This window comes from Neobacillus phoenicis, from assembly GCF_047302305.1.
GTDB lineage: Bacteria > Bacillota > Bacilli > Bacillales > Cytobacillaceae > Neobacillus.
The window spans coordinates 4004631-4023588 of record NZ_CP154847.1; the positions used below are offsets into that span (position 1 = coordinate 4004631).

Consider the following 18958-nt stretch of genomic DNA (forward strand, 5'->3'; position numbering starts at 1 on the left):
AAACAAATCTACTATGAATTCGGTAGAAAATATGTACATTCCTTCTGTTAAAGTGAAATATTCAAGAAATTGTAAAAAAAAAGGAACAGCTTAAGCAGCTGTTCCCTTACACTTGTTTTTTATTTTTGTAACATAGCCTTCACACGAGCAACTACGTTGCTTACAGTAAAGCCGTATTCTTCCATAATTTTCTCACCTGGGGCAGAAGCACCGAACATGTCGATTCCAAGAACATCGCCTTCGTCGCCAGTATATTTGTGCCATCCGAACGATGAACCCACTTCAATACCAAGACGTTTTTTCACGTTCTTTGGAAGAACAGAATCCTTATATTCCTGAGATTGCTGTTCAAAACGATCCCATGAAGGCATGCTTACTACAGAAACATGAATTCCTTCACCAGCTAATGCCTGCTGAGCTTCAACAGCAAGACTTACTTCAGAACCAGTTGCTAATAATAACGCATCTGGAGTTTCCCTTTCGGATGGAGAAACAACATAAGCACCTTTTGAAACTCCCTCGTATGCATTTGTATCAGTACCTTTTAATGTAGGTAGATCTTGACGAGTTAAAACAAGTGCAGTTGGCTTATTTGTGGATTCAACAGCCAACTTCCAAGCTGCAGCTGTTTCGTTTCCATCTGCAGGACGAATAATTGATAATCCTGGCATTGCACGTAATGCTGCAAGTTGTTCAACAGGTTCGTGTGTTGGTCCATCTTCCCCAACCGCAATACTGTCATGGGTAAATACATAGGTTACAGGTAATCCCATTAATGCAGCTAAACGAATAGCTGGACGTAAGTAATCAGAGAACACGAAGAATGTTCCACCAAATACTTTTATACCACCATGAAGAGCCATACCGTTCATAGCAGCACCCATTGCAAATTCACGAACACCGAACCAGAAATTACGTCCCTCATAGGAACCTGGCATGTAATCTTTTGATCCTTTAATCATCGTTTTGTTAGATCCTGCAAGGTCTGCGGAACCACCGATGAATATAGGAAGGTTTTTCGCAATTCCATTAAGTACTTCCCCAGATGAAGCACGGCTTGCTAGACTCTTTCCTTCACTGTAAACTGGGATATCCTTATCCCAACCAGTAGGTAATTCATTGTTTAATGCCTGCTCTAATTGAGTAGCAAGTTCAGGATATTCTTGTTTATACTGTGCAAAAAGATCGTTCCATTCTTTTTCCTTCTTCTCGCCTGTTTCAACGATAAGTTTTTGGAAGTTATCATATACTTCCTGAGGAACATGGAAATCTTCTTCGAATGTCCATTTATAAGCTTCTTTAGTAAGCTTTAGCTCATCAGCACCTAGTGGAGATCCGTGAACGCCTGAAGTACCAGCGCGGTTCGGTGACCCGAAACCAATAACGGTTCTAACTTCAATCATAGTTGGACGGTCTAGATCATTTCTAGCTTCTTCAAGTGCTTTTGCAATTTCCTCCAGATTATTTCCATCTTCTACACGAAGATATTGCCATCCGTATGAAAGGAAACGGTCTTTAACACTTTCAGAGAAAGACTTATCTAAGTCTCCATCCAATGAAATATCGTTTGAATCATATAGAACAACCAAACGACCTAATTTTAAGTGACCAGCAAGAGACGCAGCCTCAGCTGATACACCTTCCATTAAATCTCCATCACCGCAAATACTATATGTAAAGTGGTTGACTAATTCATAATTCTCTTTATTATAAACACTTGCAACATGGCGCTCCGCCATTGCCATACCTACTGCCATTGCGATCCCTTGCCCTAGTGGACCAGTAGTTGCTTCTACACCTTCTGTATGACCATACTCTGGATGTCCAGGAGTTTTACTTCCCCATTGACGGAATTGCTTAAGGTCATCCATTGATAGGTTATAGCCAGATAAATGAAGCATGCTGTATAACAATGCTGAACCATGACCTGCAGATAAAACAAAACGGTCACGGTTAAACCATTTAGGATTCTTTGGGTTATGATTCATGAAACGAGTCCATAATGTATAAGTCATTGGAGCCGCACCCATCGGCATTCCAGGATGGCCTGAGTTTGCTTTCTCGATAGCGTCAATGGAAAGCGTTCGAATTGAGGTAACAGATAAATCATCAATAGTATTAAACATGAATTACATCCTTTCTTAATCACTAGGATACTAAATACATCATTAATATTATATTGCCGATGTTTTTAATTCAACAAAAAGCATTTAAATAAGAGCCAAAAGGCATTTTGTTTCTTATTTTGACACATTAATTGTTTGTATATGTAAAAAGGGAATACAAAATGTATTCCGATTTATTAATGAAGTGTATTTTTCTTTCTAGCCTTAATTTTCTCAGGTGTTACATCATTACCTTCTGGGTCGATGAACTTTGTATTAGTTAATGTATCAAGCATACTTGAACGGAAAGTTGCTAAATACTCACTTCTTAGTTTAGATTGTTCTTTTGCTTCTGCTTCAGTTAATCCAGTTGATTTGGATTTTCTGGCAAGCTCATTTATTCTGGCCATTTTCTCTTTTGATAGCATTCAATAACCTCCCTTTCTATTAGTTGTCTGACATCTGATTTTACTAAAAATAAGACCTTCTGACAAGGCAAAAGGTCTACTCATTTTGTGCTTCTATATATTCTTGGTATCTTCTATGTACGGTAGCTTTAGAAATACTATGTCCTAAACCTCTTAATGTTGCAGCAATTTCAGAAAAAGTCATGTCATTATTCCTCATCCTAACTATTTCTTGGATGGGAACTTCAATTTTATCCCTGCCTGAAGATTCTCCAAGATTTCTTAGGTTATGTTGTGGTTGATATCCCCGTTCAACCGCTCGTTTCATTCCTCGCTTAATTTTCACATTATGAAGCTTTCGTTGGTACTCCTCGACCATACTGACAATCTGAAGAACCATTGAGTCTGATTCGGAAAGTTGTAATTCGCCATTATGGGATATGCAATACAGCTTGATGTTTTCCTTTAAAATGCAATGTAAAAGGGCAATCTTCGCATTACCTCGTCCAAGACGTGTTTCATCCTGAATTAGTAAAGCATGAACCTGTTTATCTTTTATTCGATCTAATACCTGTAGTATGCCCTCACGATCAAAATCATAGCCACTTGCTTGTTCTTTAATAATTATATCAATTTCGAATTGATGCTTATTCGCCATTTTGATTAGTTCTTCTTCCTGACGTTCCAATGAGGTTTCCTGGGTTTCTTTATTCGTACTAACACGACAATAAATAATTGCTTTCATATATATTCCCTAACTAATTTCCCGGCGCACTAGCTAGTTCCGTTGTGGAGGAAGAGTCATCTCTACTGACAGGAATGATAATTTCGTCACCAGGAAAGATTTGATCATTTACAATTTTGTTATGTTTTTTTACCCATCCCACAAATTCTTTATTTGTTAACGAATGCTGTGTAGAGTATTGGTCAGAAATTTTCCATAAGGAATCCCCTTCAGAGATTGTTACTTTTATAAACTGCTCCTCTTCATTTGAGTGGTATTGGAAGGATAGAATAATAGCAATTGAACAGCTTAACAGAATAAGAGTAATGGCATAGGAGTATTGGTTCCATAATTTTTTCATAGTATTACACCTCTAATAAGAATATATGTTCTCTTTTGATGTTTTCATTATAGTACGAACGTTTGTTTGTTGTCAACTTCATTTTCGAACTTATGTTTGTATAAAATAGGCGAACATGCTATAATAAAGACAACATTAACCAGGCGAGGTGCATTTTATGGTAAAAATATCAAAGCGGCAGCAGGATATCTTGGATTTCATTAAAGAAGAGGTCAAGAGCAAAGGTTATCCTCCTTCTGTTAGAGAAATCGGCGAAGCTGTTGGACTTGCATCCAGCTCAACTGTTCACGGTCACTTAGCACGACTTGAAAGCAAAGGTCTTATTAGACGGGATCCTACCAAACCAAGAGCCATTGAGATATTAGAAGCGGATGAAGCTGCACATATTCCGAGAAATAAGGTTGTCAACGTTCCAGTAGTTGGGAAAGTTACGGCAGGCTTACCAATCACAGCAATCGAAAATGTCGAGGAGTACTTCCCACTCCCTGAAAGCTTGGCACCAGCCGACGAACATGTATTTATGCTAGAAATCATGGGTGAAAGTATGATAGAAGCAGGAATTCTTGACGGAGATTATGTCATTGTTAAACAACAGCCAACGGCTAATAATGGTGATATTGTCGTAGCCATGACAGAGGAAGACGAAGCAACATGTAAAAGATTCTTTAAAGAAAAGGATTATATCCGTTTGCAGCCAGAAAACTCTACAATGGAACCTATTATTCTACGGAATGTCTCCATTTTAGGAAAAGTAATAGGTGTCTACCGACATATCCATTAATACAAAAGAGCTGTCACCCAACTGGTGCAGCTCTTTTTGTTCTATATATTGGGAAAAATTTCAATAATATACATTATTATGTTTAATATATTGAAAATTCAGTATATTTACTCATGATATTAGTACAGTACTTTAATATAATAGTAATACACCAAGATTTACCTTAGGTCCAAAAAATAAACGGCTTAAGGAGTGTGAGAAACAGTGTTATGGGACATTATTTTCTCTGTAGCAATTGGTGGATTGGTTGGAGTTGTTGGACATGTTCGGAAACACGGTAAAATCATCATGCCAAGGAAAACAAAAAAGTTCATTTATCTGGGTTTTCTAGAAGAATTGCTTCTAGGCGCGGTCGCCTCTCTTCTCCTCGTTTTGTACACAGAGCCTAATTCATTGGTAGAAATCATTGTTTTTTCAATCATTGCTGGCATCGGCGGTGATACAGTCTTAAATAGATTTAAAATGGTAAGCCAAGAAGGTGAGAAATAAAACTTGTTACGCTCTAGGATAGTAAAAAACCTTAGCACCCGATTATGGCGCTAAGGTTTTTTGTTTTTTGTTTTTAGTACATGCTCATGTACTGATCGCGTTCCCATTGGTGAACGACTGTACGGAACATATCCCACTCAATTTCTTTTGCTTCTACAAAGTGTTCGAAGATGTGTTCTCCAAGACCAGCTACAATTACTTCGTTAGACTTTAATTGGTCTAGCGCTTGTGCTAATGTTGCTGGAAGATCAACGATACCTTCTTCAATTCTTTCTTCCTTGCTCATAACATAGATGTTACGGTCTACTGGAGCTGGAGGAGTTAACTTGTTTTTAATTCCGTCTAGACCAGCTTTTAGAAGCACAGCCATTGCAAGGTATGGGTTTGCAGCCGGGTCAACGCTACGTACTTCAACACGAGTACTTAGTCCACGAGATGCTGGAATACGAATTAATGGTGAACGGTTTCTTGCAGACCACGCTACATAACAAGGTGCTTCGTAGCCAGGAACAAGACGCTTATAAGAGTTTACAGTTGGATTAGTTACAGCTGTAAAGCTTGGTGCGTGCTTTAGGATACCTGCAATAAATTGGCGAGCTGTATCGCTCATTTCTAAATCACCAGTTGGCTCGTAGAATGCGTTTTGACCATTTGTAAATAATGATAAGTTCATGTGCATTCCTGATCCATTTACACCGAATAATGGCTTAGGCATGAAAGTCGCGTGTAAACCATGCTTACGTGCAATTGTTTTAACTACGAGCTTAAATGTTTGGATTTGGTCACATGCTGTTAATGCATCCGCATATTTAAAGTCGATTTCGTGCTGTCCTGGAGCTACTTCATGGTGTGATGCTTCGATTTCAAAGCCCATTTCTTCTAGTTCAAGAACGATATCACGACGGCAGTTTTCACCTAGATCTGTTGGAGCTAAGTCGAAATAGCCACCTTGGTCGTTTAATTCTAATGTTGGCTCACCTTTTTGATCTAATTTAAATAAGAAGAATTCTGGTTCAGGTCCTAGGTTAAAGTTAGTGAATCCTAACTCTTCCATTTCCTTTAATACTCTTCTTAGGTTATTTCGTGGGTCACCTTCGAAAGGTTTTCCTTCTGGAGTATAGATGTCACAGATTAAACGAGCTACTTTTCCTTTTTCAGCTGTCCAAGGGAAAACAACCCAAGTGCTTAAATCTGGATATAACAGCATATCAGATTCTTCAATACGCACAAAACCTTCGATAGATGAACCATCAAACATCATTTTGTTATCAAGTGCTTTTTCTAATTGGCTAATTGGAATTTCCACGTTTTTAATAGTTCCAAGAATATCCGTAAATTGAAGACGGATAAATTTCACGTTTTCTTCTTTTGCCAGTCGTTGAATATCTTCTCTTGAATACTTTGCCATTTTAATACCCCCAATTTTTTTAAAAAGAAATTAGTAGATTTTAATGGAAGAACCGAGACATATCGCCATGACGCAATGTGGATCGATTGTTTCTTCCTGAATGAATCATTTCGTTTCGGAGTAGCTTCCTAAGTTGTTCATCTGTAAGCTCTCGCTTGGCTTTTTCCGTTTGCTTTCCTAGTGTTTCTGCTTGCTGCTGTTTAACCGCAAAGAGTTGCTTAATTCCCGCCATGTTGACTCCCTGATCAATTAGATCCTTGATTTCTAGAAGCCTATCAATATCGTTAAGGCTAAACAGACGCCTGTTCCCCTCGGTTCTTGCTGGAGAAATCAATTGGTGCTCTTCATAATAGCGGATTTGCCTAGCTGTAAGCTCCGTTAGCTGCATGACAGTTCCGATGGGAAACAGTGGCATGGAACGGCGAATTTCCTTTCCACTCACCAAATTTCTCCTCCCTTTTGTTAAATCATATTGCTATTATATTTCGTGTTAGATTTATTGTCAATCATATGTAAGGTTTTCTTACATGGTTTTTTCAAAACAAAATAGGACAACTAATCGCTGTCCTATTTTCCCCTAATTTAATTCAATTAATCCTTTTTCAACTAAATGGTCAACAGCAAGACAAACGGCCATCTTCACATGGGCATACGTTAATCCGCCTTGAACATATGCCACATACGGAGGTCGGATTGGACCATCAGCTGTTAATTCAATACTAGCTCCTTGGATAAACGTCCCCGCCGCCATAATGACATCATCCTCATATCCTGGCATATAACTTGCGTACGGTGTAACATAAGAATTTATAGGAGAAGCAAATTGGATCGCCTGGCAGAAAGCAACCATTTTATCACGGTCGTCAAACTGTACAGATTGGATTAAGTCTGTTCTGTTCGCATTCCACTTCGGTGAAGAATTCATACCTAATTCTTCTAACATCGCAGCAGTAAACACAGCACCCTTCAACGCCTGACCTACTACATGCGGGGCAAGGAAGAACCCTTGGTACATTTCTTGAAGGCTATAAAGAGAAGCACCCGCCTCCGCTCCAATTCCAGGTGAGGTCATCCGATAAGAACATGCTTCCACCCATTGTTTTTTCCCAACAATATAGCCGCCCGTCTTAACAATCCCGCCGCCAGGATTCTTAATGAGAGAACCAGCCATTAAGTCCGCTCCGACATGGCAAGGTTCCATTTCTTCAACGAACTCTCCATAACAGTTGTCAACAAATACAACAACATCCGGTTTGATTTCTTTTACAAAACGAATCATTTCCCCGATCTCCGCAACAGTAAATGACGGTCTTGTTGCATAGCCCTTTGAGCGCTGAATTCCGATCATTTTAGTATTCGATTTGATTTTTGCTGCAATGGCCGACCAATCCATTCCACCCACATCAGTTAGTGCCACGCTATCATAGGAAATCCCGAATTCTTTTAATGACCCTACTCCATTCCCACGAAGCCCAACGATTTCTTCTAAAGTATCGTACGGCTTACCAGTTATATAGAGAAGTTCATCTCCAGGACGAAGGACACCGAATAACGCAATCGATATTGCATGGGTCCCGGAAATAATTTGCGGGCGAACGAGGCCGGCTTCACCGCCGAATACATCCGCATACACTTGTTCGAGGGTATCTCTGCCGATGTCATCGTATCCATAACCTGTCGAAGGAATAAAATGCGAATCCCCCACACGGTGCTTTTGAAAGCTTCTTAATACAGCAAATTGATTCGTTTCAATTCGTTCATCAATTTGTTTATGTATTTCAGCAATTTGTTGTTCCACTCTTTTTACAATCGGCTGAAGTTTTTCCCCATTTTTTAACTGTTGAAACATGTTGTTACTCCTATCTATTGTTGAAATTTCTGCAATTGTCCTGTGATTTGATGATCTTGAAGTGAGTACCCTTTGCACCGGTACAATTGATTTTCTTCATTAAAGGATAGCTCTCTTAAAATCGTCTCATTTTTCAATTGAGATAGCAGCTTCCCTTCTGTTGAAGGTACCTCCACCTCGTACGGTTCCATTATTTCCACCACCATCTTCTCAATTCTCTCTTTTAAGTGCTGACGATCTTCTTGATTAAAGGCACTTATAAAAGCTGTCGGTGTACCCGCGGTTGGGACGAAGTCAGGATGTTGAATATCCTTTTTATTATAAACGGTTAATTGCGGGATATCTTTAATATCTAAGTCATCCAGCAATTTCTTTACTGTTTTTTCATGCTGATAATAATCCGGATTAGACATATCGACCACATGGAGCAGAAGGTCTGCTTCCTTTACTTCTTCAAGCGTGGATCGGAATGCCGCGATAAGGGTGGTTGGCAGATCCTGAATAAAACCAACCGTATCCGTAATTAAAGCTAAGAACCCACTTGGTAAAATTAATTTTCTTGTCATTGGGTCAAGTGTAGCGAATAATTGGTTCTCCTCGTAAGACTCTGCCTCGGATAAGCGATTAAACAATGTTGATTTTCCTGCATTGGTATAGCCGACAATCGCCACCTGAAAGGTTTTATTCTTCTTTCTTCTTTCACGGTACCGATCGCGGTGCTGAACGATAACAGAAAGCTGGCCTTTGATATCGTCTATTCTTCTGCGAATATGACGGCGGTCTGATTCTAGTTTTGTTTCACCGGGTCCTCTTGTTCCAATTCCTGCACCCAGCCGTGATAATGCCGTTCCTTGACCTGCTAGACGCGGAAGAAGGTACTGCAGTTGGGCAAGTTCTACTTGTAATTTCCCTTCTTTGGAACGAGCCCTTTGTGCAAATATATCTAAAATGAGCTGTGTTCGATCAATAATCCGAGCTTCTATTTCTGCACCGAGGTTTCTTTTTTGACTCGGAGATAATTCATCATTAAAAATGACTACATCTGCTTCAAGTTCCTCAACTAAGGCATTTAGTTCTTCTACTTTTCCTTTGCCAATATATGTAGCCGAATGAACGCGATCCCGTTTTTGAACAACTGAGACGAGCACTTCACCTTGAGCTGTTTCCGTTAACGCCGCTAATTCTTCCATAGAATATTGGAATCGTGAATCCTCGTCTCCATTTGTTTGACAACCAACGAGAATCACTTTTTCCTTTGTTTCCTTTTGTTCCACAAGGCATCCTTCCTTCCCTAAAAGGCTCTATCATTCATCATAACAAAAAACGCTTGCATACTCTAATTTTCCCTTACATTTCCGTTATTAAAAAACTTATTGTAATTTTCTATTATCATGATAAAATTTTAATGTTTGCATATTATTTTATTTTACTATTAACATGCTGATTTTCTTACAAATAGACATCGAGGAGAAACCGAAGCAGAATGACATGGGAAGTTTTGAGTATGATTGGCACTATTGCCTTCGCCATTAGCGGAGCCATAGTGGCCATGGAAGAGGAATACGATATTTTAGGAGTTTATATTTTAGGAATTGTTACCGCTTTCGGAGGAGGGGCCATTCGAAATTTGTTAATTGGTGTTCCCGTATCCGCACTTTGGGAACAAGGATTATTTTTTCAAATTGCCTTGTTATCCATTACCGCAGTCTTCTTATTTCCAAGCAATTTACTTAGGCATTGGCAAAAATGGGGAAACTTATTTGATGCCATCGGTCTATCCGCCTTTGCTATTCAAGGGGCCATCTATGCTGCAAAAATGAATCATCCGCTTAGCGCTGTAATTGTCGCTGCAGTATTAACCGGTATTGGTGGCGGAATTATCCGTGATTTATTGGCCGGCAGAAAACCGATTGTTCTTCGTTCAGAAATTTATGCGGTTTGGGCGATCCTTGCAGGACTTATAATTGGCCTTAAATTAGCAGTGGATTCATGGGAGCTGTATACCTTGTTTGGCCTAATTACCATTTTACGTGTTTTTTCTTATACCTACGATTGGAAATTACCCACACGAAAACTTGGTATCCATTAAAAAGAAAAGCGCTGGAGCTGGACATAAAAAAATCGACGGAACCTTCATCCGCCGATTTTTTTTATTAATCTTCATCAAACACCAGATCATTACTTCTCAGAGTCATTAATTCGTGTCTGTCATAGCTATTTAGCATCAGTAGCCTCATTGCTTGGGCGCGAACAGATTTCTCTATGACATTACGAACATATCTCCCGTTTGAAAAACTATTAGGGTTTAGGACAGACTTTACCCAAATAAGATGATCCCTTAATTTTTTCTCGGCCTCGTGGCTTAGATTGTATTCCCTTTCTTCTAACATTCTTCCAGCAATTTCCATCAATTGGTTGATATTGTAGTCCGGGAAATCAATTACTAAAGGAAAACGCGAGTGAAGACCAGGGTTTAGTGTCAGAAAGTAATCCATTTCTCTGGAATATCCGGCAAGAATAAGAATAAACTCATGCTGTTTATCTTCCATATGCTTTACCAGCGTATCGATGGCTTCCTTTCCAAAATCCTTTTCCCCGCCACGTCCTAAGGAATAGGCTTCATCAATAAACAAAATTCCACCTTGTGCCTTCTTAATTAAATCTCTTGTCTTTTGAGCTGTATGCCCGATATACTCTCCTACAAGGTCTGCTCGTTCTGCCTCGATTAAATGGCCCTTTGTAAGAACAGACATTTTTTGAAATAGCTTTCCAATCAGCCTAGCAACGGTTGTTTTTCCGGTGCCCGGATTCCCTTTGAACATCATATGGAGAGCTTGTTTTCTAGCTTTCAGCCCCATTTCTTCCCGTTTCTTGTTCACATAAATCCACGCATAAATTTCTTTTATCATTCGCTTCATTTCTTCCATACCAACCAAAGCCACTAGCTCCTCTTCTATTTCCTTTAAAGCCGTGTGCTCAGGGGGAATGACCTTTGGAACAACTTGGAATTCTGGCGCCTCTTTTGTTAACGTTTTTTTCTTTTGTGAATTGAGGACAACGCTTATTTGGCCGTTACTTTTCATGCGAAATGGTTGATCCAAAGCTTTCACCTCTCATTCTGCAGACAGTATGTTTAAGTAGCGAGGACTACTTAGAATATATTTGTCATACATTCGGATCATTTTTCTACAAAGGTAAACATAATCCTTCATATCTATGTGTATTCACGACCATACGCTTTCATTAAAAAAGTTTTTTCTAAACAGCCATAAAAACAAAAAGAGCCCGGTTAAGGACTCTATTTTGAAAAAATTATTGTTGGTTATCCAAATCCAATTGAACATTTCTTTGTGGCGCAAAAGTAGAAATTGCATGCTTAAATACTAATTGTTGCTTACCTTCTGATTCGAACAAAACGGTAAAATTATCAAAGCCCTTAATTTGTCCTCTTAATTGAAACCCATTTAATAAGAACACCGTAACATGCATATTGTCCTTACGGCATTGATTTAAAAATTGGTCCTGAATATTGATTGTTGTTTTCATTTGTATATCCTCCTCTTTTATCTCTACTAATATGTATTCGATTTTACTTGTAGCTTTCCTTCAACATATTGTGAAATTTCGGCTATTTTTTTTGAGAAATTATTAACATTACTCATATCAAACCATTCTACCTTCATTTTATTACGAAACCAAGTCAATTGCCTTTTTGCATATCTTCGGGAATTTTGCTTTAAATTTTCTACTGCTTCATTGAGTGTGACCTTCCCATCAAGATATTCATATATTTCTTTGTAACCAATAGCTTGGATGGATTGACACTCACGCAGCCCCTGTTGATATAAGGCTTTTACTTCCGGCAGGAGACCTTCATCCATCATCATATCTACCCGTAAATTAATGCGTTCATACAGCTGTTCCCGATCCATGGTTAAGCCCACAATGGCTGTATTGTACAACAAATCTGGTTGTTGAAGACTTTGGTATTCTTGCATCGTCTTCCCGGTCAGGTGATAAATTTCCAGCGCTCGAATGACCCGTCTTACATTATTGGGATGGATTTGTGCAGCACTTCCGGGATCTATCTCCTTCAATTCTTGGTGAAGTGCTTCATTTCCTACTTCTTTTACTTTTTCCTCCAGGTGAAGACGATAGGCTTCATCTCCCGAAACATCGGAAAATTGGTAATCATAGATGACTGACTGTATGTATAGGCCGGTCCCTCCAACAATAATCGGAAGTTTCCCCCTTTTAGCAATCTCATCTATTTTAGCCCTTACCAGTTCTTGAAATTCAGCAACGGAAAAACTCTCAAAGGGCTCCTTAATATCAATAAGATGATGAGGAATGTCTTCCATTTCCTCTTTCGTTATTTTCGCAGTCCCAATGTCCATGCCACGATAGATTTGCATCGAATCCCCGCTGATAATTTCACCATTGTACCGTTTCGCCATTTCAATACTCAACTTTGTTTTTCCAACAGCGGTTGGACCGATGATCACCAGTACATTTTGCTTCGCATTCAATATTTTCACACTGCCTTATTTCATTTTCAATGAAAACAGGATTCATTTTTCTGCTTTCACTCTTACATCGTAACACAATTTTAAAAAGCAGTTGAACATCAAATAAGTATAAACAAAAAAAACCTTTTCTATGCGTTTTTCATCATGAAATTATCATATCCAAATTTCTTCCAAAGATGAAAGATACTTCTTGTAACTTTACAAATGGATAACGGTTTATTTACAAACAGCCTTTTACCCCCAAATTCATGTTAGGCTTAATCGTAGTTTATTTTTGAATAAAACTAAGGAATAAGGTGAAAATATGCTTTCTAATTTTGATATAGGTATTGATTTAGGAACAGCAAATATATTGGTTTATAGTAAAAATAAAGGAATAGCACTTAATGAGCCCTCCGTTGTGGCCATTGATACAGATACGAAAAACGTGGTAGCAGTTGGGCTTGAGGCTAAAGAGATGATAGGTAAGACACCTGAAAAAGTTGTGACCATCCGACCTTTAAAGGATGGCGTTATTGCTGACTTTGATGTCACTACTGACATGCTTAAGCATGTGATGCGTAAGGCAACAAAAAAAATGGGCTACGGTTTCCGGAAACCGAATGTGGTGGTTTGTATTCCATCTGGGTCTACAAGTGTCGAACGCCGAGCAATCCAAGATGCCGTTCGAAATGCGGGAGCCAAGAAAATCTCTTTAATTGAAGAACCTGTTGCTGCGGCGATTGGAGCAGGAATGCCTGTAGATGAACCTGTTGCAAACGTGGTGGTCGATATCGGCGGTGGTAATACTGAGGTTGCCATTATTTCGTTTGGTGGTGTGGTTGCCTGTCATTCGATTAAGGTCGGCGGTGACCGTCTTGATGATGATATTATTCAATTTGTTCGTAAGGAATACAATGTACTTATTGGAGAAAGAACAGCAGAAAGAATTAAAATGGAAATTGGTTATGCCCTGGTTGATCATGAAGAGCGTTTCATGGATATCCGTGGCCGTGACTTGGTGTCTGGTTTACCAAAAACTATTAATCTTTCATCCTATCAGGTTCAAAACGCTCTAAAAGAGGCTCTTCTTCATATTCTAGAAGCAATCCGCGCGACACTTGAAGACTGCCCTGCTGAATTGAGTGGTGATATTGTTGACCGCGGCGTAATCCTAACCGGCGGTGGCTCCTTGTTAAATGGTATGGAGGAGTGGTTAAGCAAGGAAATCGTTGTTCCTGTACAGCTTTCTTCAGATCCACTTGAATGTGTTGTAATTGGAACCGGCAAGGCTCTTCAGTATATGAGTAAGCTGCAAGCAGCGATTAGATAAGCAATTTTAGGCAATAGGCTGTGGGACTTGTCCTGCGGCCTATTGTTGTTTATAAGGAAATTTAATCCATTATTTGTAGAAAAACTTGAAATTTTGTAGAATTCCTCTGATTTTATGTAGAATTATTAAGAATTCGTGTAGAATTCCCCCTATTTTGTGTAGAATTATTAAGAATTTGTGTAGAATTCCTCTGTTTTTGTGTAGAATTCCATTCATCGTGATAGCAATCCTCCCCCTAAAAAAGAACACCCCCATTAAGGAATGTTCTTTTACCGATTACATAACCCGTTTAAACATTTTTTCCATCTCATACACCGAATAATGGACAATAATCGGCCTTCCGTGCGGACAGGTAAATGGATCTGATGCTTTTCTCAAGTCATCGAGCAGGGCTTGGATTTCATCATTTCGTAAATGTCGATTTGCCTTAATCGAAGCTTTACAGCTCATCATAATCGCTGCTTCTTCCCGAAGTTTTTTAATGTCTACCTTCTTCATCGATAAAAGCTGTTCAATCATGTCTTCAATGATTTCTTTTTCTTCCCCTTTAGGCAGCCACTGAGGATGAGAGCGAACGATAAAGCTATTCATCCCAAACTCCTCAAGAAAAACCCCCACTTTTTCCAACTCGTGTTGATGTTCTGTAATTTTCATATATTCATCTGTTGAATACTCAAAGGTAAGTGGAACGAGCATTTCCTGCAATTCAGGTTCCACCTGTCCCACTTTATCACGGAAGTATTCATATTTCAGCCGCTCCTGGGCCGCGTGCTGGTCAATGATATACAAGCCATTTTCATTTTGAGCAAAAATGTAAGTACCGTGCATTTGGCCGATTGGATATAAGCGTGGCACACGACTTGCTGATGGATTATTTTCAGTTGAGATTGGTTTATCTTCAAAGATAACCTCATTCGATTCAATCGTTTCAGGTAATTCTTCTGCTTCATCAACTCCACCACTAACACGTGAACTCTCATAACCAGCAGAGAATGGGTTAACTGACTCCCAACCCAGTGATTCCCCCACCCTCACAGATAGCAGCGGTTCGTTGCTAAAATGATTTGCTTCAATCGCATGAGACTCAGTAACTCTTTCAATTGGAGCACTCCACTGCTTTTGAACATCCATTGGCTCACTTGCTGGTGATGTCCCCTCATCCAACACAAAAGCCGTTTGCTCAGACTTCGGTACTTCTTTCTTAACAGGCGTATAGGCTGTTGGAATCAGGACCTTAGATTTGAACGCCTCTTTAATTATCGATGTTACCAGTTCATTCAGTTCTGCTTCCTTACTAATACGGACCTCCATTTTTGAAGGGTGGACATTCACATCGACAAGCAATGGGTCCATCTCTATGTTCAGTAGGACAATCGGAAATCGTCCAATCGGAAGTAGGGTATGATAGCCCTCTTGAATCGCTTTCGCTAATGGATAGTTTTTAATAAACCGTCCATTAATCATCGTTGAGATATAGTTTCGAGAGGCCCTTGTAACCTCTGGCATAGAAACAAAACCAGTAATTTTGTAATCCAAAGACGTTCCACTGACTGGTACTAACTGCTTAGCAATAGCTAGTCCATAAATAGACGCCAGCACTTGACGAACATCACCGTTCCCGTTCGTTTGCAGCAGTTTCCTCTCGTTATGGATCAAACGGAAGGCTACCTCTGGATGAGAAAGAGCAAGACGGTTGACCACATCTGTAATATTTCCGAGCTCCGTATGAATGGTTTTCATATATTTTAGCCGTGCAGGCGTATTGAAAAATAAATCAGTAATGATGATATCCGTTCCCCGTCTACTCGACGTTTTTTCAAATACTTCCACCTTACCGCCTTCAATAACTACTCGGTTTCCAGCACCTTCACCAGTCGAGGTCTTCATTTCAAGCCGTGAAACAGAGGCGATACTTGGCAGGGCTTCCCCACGGAATCCAAGCGTCCGGATACGAAACAGATCATTTTCATTTTTTATTTTACTTGTAGCATGACGTTGAAAGGCAATTAATACGTCCTCTTCGTCAATCCCATGACCATTATCAGTAATTCGTATCTTTGCCAGTCCTGCTTCCTCTACCTCAATTTCTATCACGGTACTGCCAGCATCAATCGCATTTTCTACAATCTCTTTTACAACAGAGGCGGGGCGTTCGACTACTTCTCCCGCCGCAATCTTATTAGATAGGGCGTCATCTAATTGAATAATCTTCCCCATACCGTTCGCCTCCTATTCTTTAGCCTTTTAATTTTTTCTGTAGCTCGTACAGCATGTTAATCGCTTGTAAAGGTGTTACATCTAATAAGTCTAATTCCTTTATTTTATCCAGCACGCGTTTTTCTTTTGGGGAAGGCTCATGCTTCTTCGCCTCTTTTGGTTCATCAAAGAATGAAAGCTGTGCAGGCTGCTCTTGCAGTTTTTCTTCTATTATAACTGTTTTTTTAGCTGGAACAGCCGGTACATCAGACTGCTCTAGAGCTGATAAGATTTCGTTTGCCCGGTTGATTAGTTCTGCAGGGAGTTCTGCCAGCTGTGCGACATGAATTCCGTAACTCTTATCTGCTGGCCCCTCTTTAATTTTATGAAGGAAAACAACTTTCCCATTATGTTCAATTGCACTTACGTGAATGTTCTTCAGCTTTGTCAGCTCTTCTTCTAAAACCGTTAATTCATGATAGTGGGTTGAAAATAATGTTTTAGCGCCAATCCGCTCATGAATGTATTCAATAATCGCCTGTGCTAGAGCCATACCATCGTAAGTAGAGGTTCCACGGCCGATTTCATCAAATAAAATTAAACTGTTTTGTGTAGCGTTCGCTATCGCATTTTTTGCCTCAAGCATTTCTACCATGAAGGTACTTTGGCCAGAAATTAAGTCATCGGCTGCACCAATACGAGTGAACACTTGGTCGAAAACCGGCAGAACCGCTTTAGAAGCCGGAACATAACAACCGATTTGCGCTAAGATGGCGGTCAATGCAATCTGACGCATGTACGTACTTTTACCAGACATATTTGGACCTGTGATTAGCAATACTTCACGTTCACTGTCCATATAGCAGTCGTTTGGCACATACTCCTGGGCGTTTAATACCTTCTCAACCACTGGATGACGCCCTTCTTTAATCACGACACGGCGCTCGGTCGAAAACTCTGGTTTCACATAACGGCGCTCTTCACTAACCTGAGCAAAGCACTGGAGTACATCTAATTCACTAACGATCTTCGCTAAAGCTTGTAAACGAGGAATTTGTTCCTTCACAATCTCGCGGATTTCAGTAAATAACTCATATTCCAGCTCACCGCATTTTTCTTCTGCTTGTAAAATTAACGCTTCTTTCTCTTTTAATTCCGGGGTAATAAATCGTTCTGCATTCGTTAGCGTTTGCTTACGCTCATACTGCCCTTCTTTTAAAAGATGCAGGTTTGCCCGTGTGACTTCAATATAATAGCCAAACACCCGGTTATAGCCAACCTTCAATGATTTAATTCCTGTTTTATCTCGTTCCTCACGTTCTAACTGAGCAATCCAAGTCTTACCGTTTCTGCTGGCATATCGATATTGATCAAGCTGCTCATTATACCCATCACGGATCATATTTCCTTCTTTTAAAGAAAGAGGTGGGTTTTCAACAATAGCTTGCTCTAATAAATCCGCAACCTCTTCACAAGGATCAAGCCGTTCAGCCAATAGTTTCACCTGTTCATCCTGCATCGCTTGGAGGGTTTGCTTTAAGAAAGGCACCTGCATTAAAGAACGCTTCAACTGCACCAAATCACGGGCATTGACATTACCAAAAGCTACCCGTCCAGCGAGACGTTCCAAATCATAGACTTCCTTCAATTTCTCACGAAGCTCTTGACGTTCAAAGTAGTGGTTCATTAGAACTTCCACTATGTTTTGACGCTGTTTAATTCCATCCTGATCAATTAACGGTCGGTCAATCCAGTGCTTCAACATCCTACCACCCATAGCCGTCATGGTTTCATCGAGTAACCATAATAAGGAACCTTTTTTCCCTTTGGAACGAATCGTTTCCGTTAATTCAAGGTTTCGCTTTGAATAGTAATCAATTTTCATAAATTGATGAGTTTGATAGGTAGTAACTGGCTGAAGATGATCAAGGCTTCTTTTCTGTGAACGATATAAATAGTTAAAAAGCCTAGCGGCCGTTGCCTTTAATTTGTCTTGATTTAAATCCTCAAGAAGATGAGAAAAAGTCATATCTATCGAACTATTATCCTCAAAAGAAATAGCCAGAACATCTCGCTCACGCAATTTCTTTTGCAAATCTCCGTCAAAGCTACTTGATACGACTACTTCTTTGGCACTTAAAACCGCCAATTCGTTTAGAACTTCTTCAAAATAATTGGTAAGCAGTGTCACTCGGCTTTCACCAGTTGAGATGTCGTTGTAAGCAAAGCCGTAGGTTTGATCGTCAAATGCTGTAATAGAGGCGATATAGTTATTTTCTTTATCATTCAACCCTTTGCCATCCATTACTGTTCCTGGGGTAATTAACTGAACGACTTCCCGTCTGACCATTCCTTTGGTTAGTTTTGCGTCTTCCATTTGCTCACAAATGGCAACTTTATATCCTTTTGAAATAAGCTGTTCAATATAGTTGGGAGCCGCATGGTACGGGACGCCACACATGGGAATCCGATCTTCACTGCCGCCATCCCTGCTCGTTAATGTAATTTCTAATTCCTGTGATGCTTTAATGGCATCCTCAAAAAACATTTCGTAAAAATCGCCTAAGCGAAAAAATAAAAAGGCATCTTGATAATCTGCCTTGACTGTTAAGTATTGTTGTATCATCGGCGTATAAGCAGCCATAATGACCTCCACGATTAAATTCATTTCGATTTCTTTCGACATATTATTATATCACATACCGGGAGTGTCAGGCACTCGTTGAATATTTGCCAAATTAATAGATAGTAGTTACCAATTTCCATAAATTAATTTTACTATTTCCTGTCTTTCGAC

The 18958-nt window shown here is 39.6% G+C and carries 17 protein-coding genes; 4 read left to right on the forward strand and 13 right to left on the reverse strand.

Annotation, left to right across the window (positions count from 1 at the left end):
- Window positions 1–119: 119 nt before the first annotated feature.
- The 4 genes from tkt to AA0X95_RS20610 form a co-directional block, all read right to left on the reverse strand.
- The gene (gene tkt, locus AA0X95_RS20595) at window positions 120–2126 is read right to left on the reverse strand and encodes a transketolase (protein WP_413301127.1); all 2007 of its coding nucleotides are present in this window, start codon (window positions 2124–2126) and stop codon (window positions 120–122) included.
- 176 nt (window positions 2127–2302) lie between these two features.
- The gene (locus AA0X95_RS20600) at window positions 2303–2533 is read right to left on the reverse strand and encodes a DUF896 domain-containing protein (RefSeq protein WP_413301129.1); all 231 of its coding nucleotides are present in this window, start codon (window positions 2531–2533) and stop codon (window positions 2303–2305) included.
- A gap of 76 nt (window positions 2534–2609) precedes the next feature.
- Complete coding sequence (locus AA0X95_RS20605) at window positions 2610–3257, reverse strand: recombinase family protein (protein WP_413301131.1); 648 nt, start codon at window positions 3255–3257, stop codon at window positions 2610–2612.
- 13 nt (window positions 3258–3270) lie between these two features.
- Window positions 3271–3597 (reverse strand): LysM peptidoglycan-binding domain-containing protein, encoded by a 327-nt coding sequence (locus tag AA0X95_RS20610; RefSeq protein ID WP_413301133.1) that lies wholly within the window; start codon window positions 3595–3597, stop codon window positions 3271–3273.
- Window positions 3598–3754: 157 nt separating this feature from the next.
- Between AA0X95_RS20610 and lexA the strand changes: the two genes are divergently transcribed.
- Window positions 3755–4378, forward strand: coding sequence for a transcriptional repressor LexA (lexA, locus tag AA0X95_RS20615; protein WP_335530778.1), 624 nt, complete (start codon window positions 3755–3757; stop codon window positions 4376–4378).
- Window positions 4379–4582: 204 nt separating this feature from the next.
- Entirely contained in the window at window positions 4583–4867 is a 285-nt protein-coding gene (locus AA0X95_RS20620; protein WP_413301135.1) for a DUF4257 domain-containing protein, read from the forward strand.
- Between the two features lie 73 nt (window positions 4868–4940).
- Here AA0X95_RS20620 and glnA read toward each other — a convergent pair whose 3' ends face one another.
- From glnA to hflX, 4 genes are all read right to left on the reverse strand, one after another.
- Window positions 4941–6275 carry a type I glutamate--ammonia ligase gene (gene glnA, locus AA0X95_RS20625; RefSeq protein WP_413301137.1) on the reverse strand — a complete coding sequence of 445 codons (1335 nt, stop codon included), beginning with the start codon at window positions 6273–6275 and terminating at the stop codon, window positions 4941–4943.
- A gap of 40 nt (window positions 6276–6315) precedes the next feature.
- Window positions 6316–6717, reverse strand: coding sequence for a MerR family transcriptional regulator (locus tag AA0X95_RS20630; protein WP_413301139.1), 402 nt, complete (start codon window positions 6715–6717; stop codon window positions 6316–6318).
- A gap of 135 nt (window positions 6718–6852) precedes the next feature.
- Complete coding sequence (locus AA0X95_RS20635; RefSeq protein ID WP_413301141.1) at window positions 6853–8124, reverse strand: aminotransferase class I/II-fold pyridoxal phosphate-dependent enzyme; 1272 nt, start codon at window positions 8122–8124, stop codon at window positions 6853–6855.
- Window positions 8125–8138: 14 nt separating this feature from the next.
- On the reverse strand, window positions 8139–9398 hold the full coding sequence (hflX, locus tag AA0X95_RS20640; RefSeq protein ID WP_413301143.1) for a GTPase HflX: 1260 nt from the start codon (window positions 9396–9398) through the stop codon (window positions 8139–8141).
- 209 nt (window positions 9399–9607) lie between these two features.
- Here hflX and AA0X95_RS20645 point away from each other — a divergent pair, with 209 nt between their 5' ends.
- On the forward strand, window positions 9608–10213 hold the full coding sequence (locus tag AA0X95_RS20645; RefSeq protein WP_413301145.1) for a trimeric intracellular cation channel family protein: 606 nt from the start codon (window positions 9608–9610) through the stop codon (window positions 10211–10213).
- 64 nt (window positions 10214–10277) lie between these two features.
- Here the strand turns inward: AA0X95_RS20645 and spoVK are convergent, their stop codons facing one another.
- The 3 genes from spoVK to miaA form a co-directional block, all read right to left on the reverse strand.
- Entirely contained in the window at window positions 10278–11225 is a 948-nt protein-coding gene (gene spoVK / locus AA0X95_RS20650; RefSeq protein WP_413301147.1) for a stage V sporulation protein K, read from the reverse strand.
- A 211-nt stretch (window positions 11226–11436) separates the two neighbouring features.
- Complete coding sequence (gene hfq / locus AA0X95_RS20655) at window positions 11437–11670, reverse strand: RNA chaperone Hfq (protein WP_307288753.1); 234 nt, start codon at window positions 11668–11670, stop codon at window positions 11437–11439.
- Between the two features lie 26 nt (window positions 11671–11696).
- Window positions 11697–12653, reverse strand: a complete 957-nt coding sequence (gene miaA / locus AA0X95_RS20660; protein ID WP_413301149.1) for a tRNA (adenosine(37)-N6)-dimethylallyltransferase MiaA — start codon at window positions 12651–12653, stop codon at window positions 11697–11699.
- Window positions 12654–12957: 304 nt separating this feature from the next.
- On the opposite strand from miaA, the gene mreBH reads away from it, so the two are divergent.
- Window positions 12958–13965: a rod-share determining protein MreBH gene (gene mreBH, locus AA0X95_RS20665; protein ID WP_413301151.1), complete on the forward strand. Its 1008-nt coding sequence runs from the start codon at window positions 12958–12960 to the stop codon at window positions 13963–13965.
- Between the two features lie 276 nt (window positions 13966–14241).
- On the opposite strand, the gene mutL is transcribed toward mreBH, so the two are convergent.
- A complete protein-coding gene (gene mutL, locus AA0X95_RS20670; RefSeq protein WP_413301153.1) occupies window positions 14242–16182 on the reverse strand; it encodes a DNA mismatch repair endonuclease MutL in 1941 nt (646 codons plus the stop codon).
- 19 nt (window positions 16183–16201) lie between these two features.
- A complete protein-coding gene (gene mutS, locus AA0X95_RS20675; protein ID WP_413310132.1) occupies window positions 16202–18805 on the reverse strand; it encodes a DNA mismatch repair protein MutS in 2604 nt (867 codons plus the stop codon).
- Between the last annotated feature and the right edge of the window lie 153 nt (window positions 18806–18958).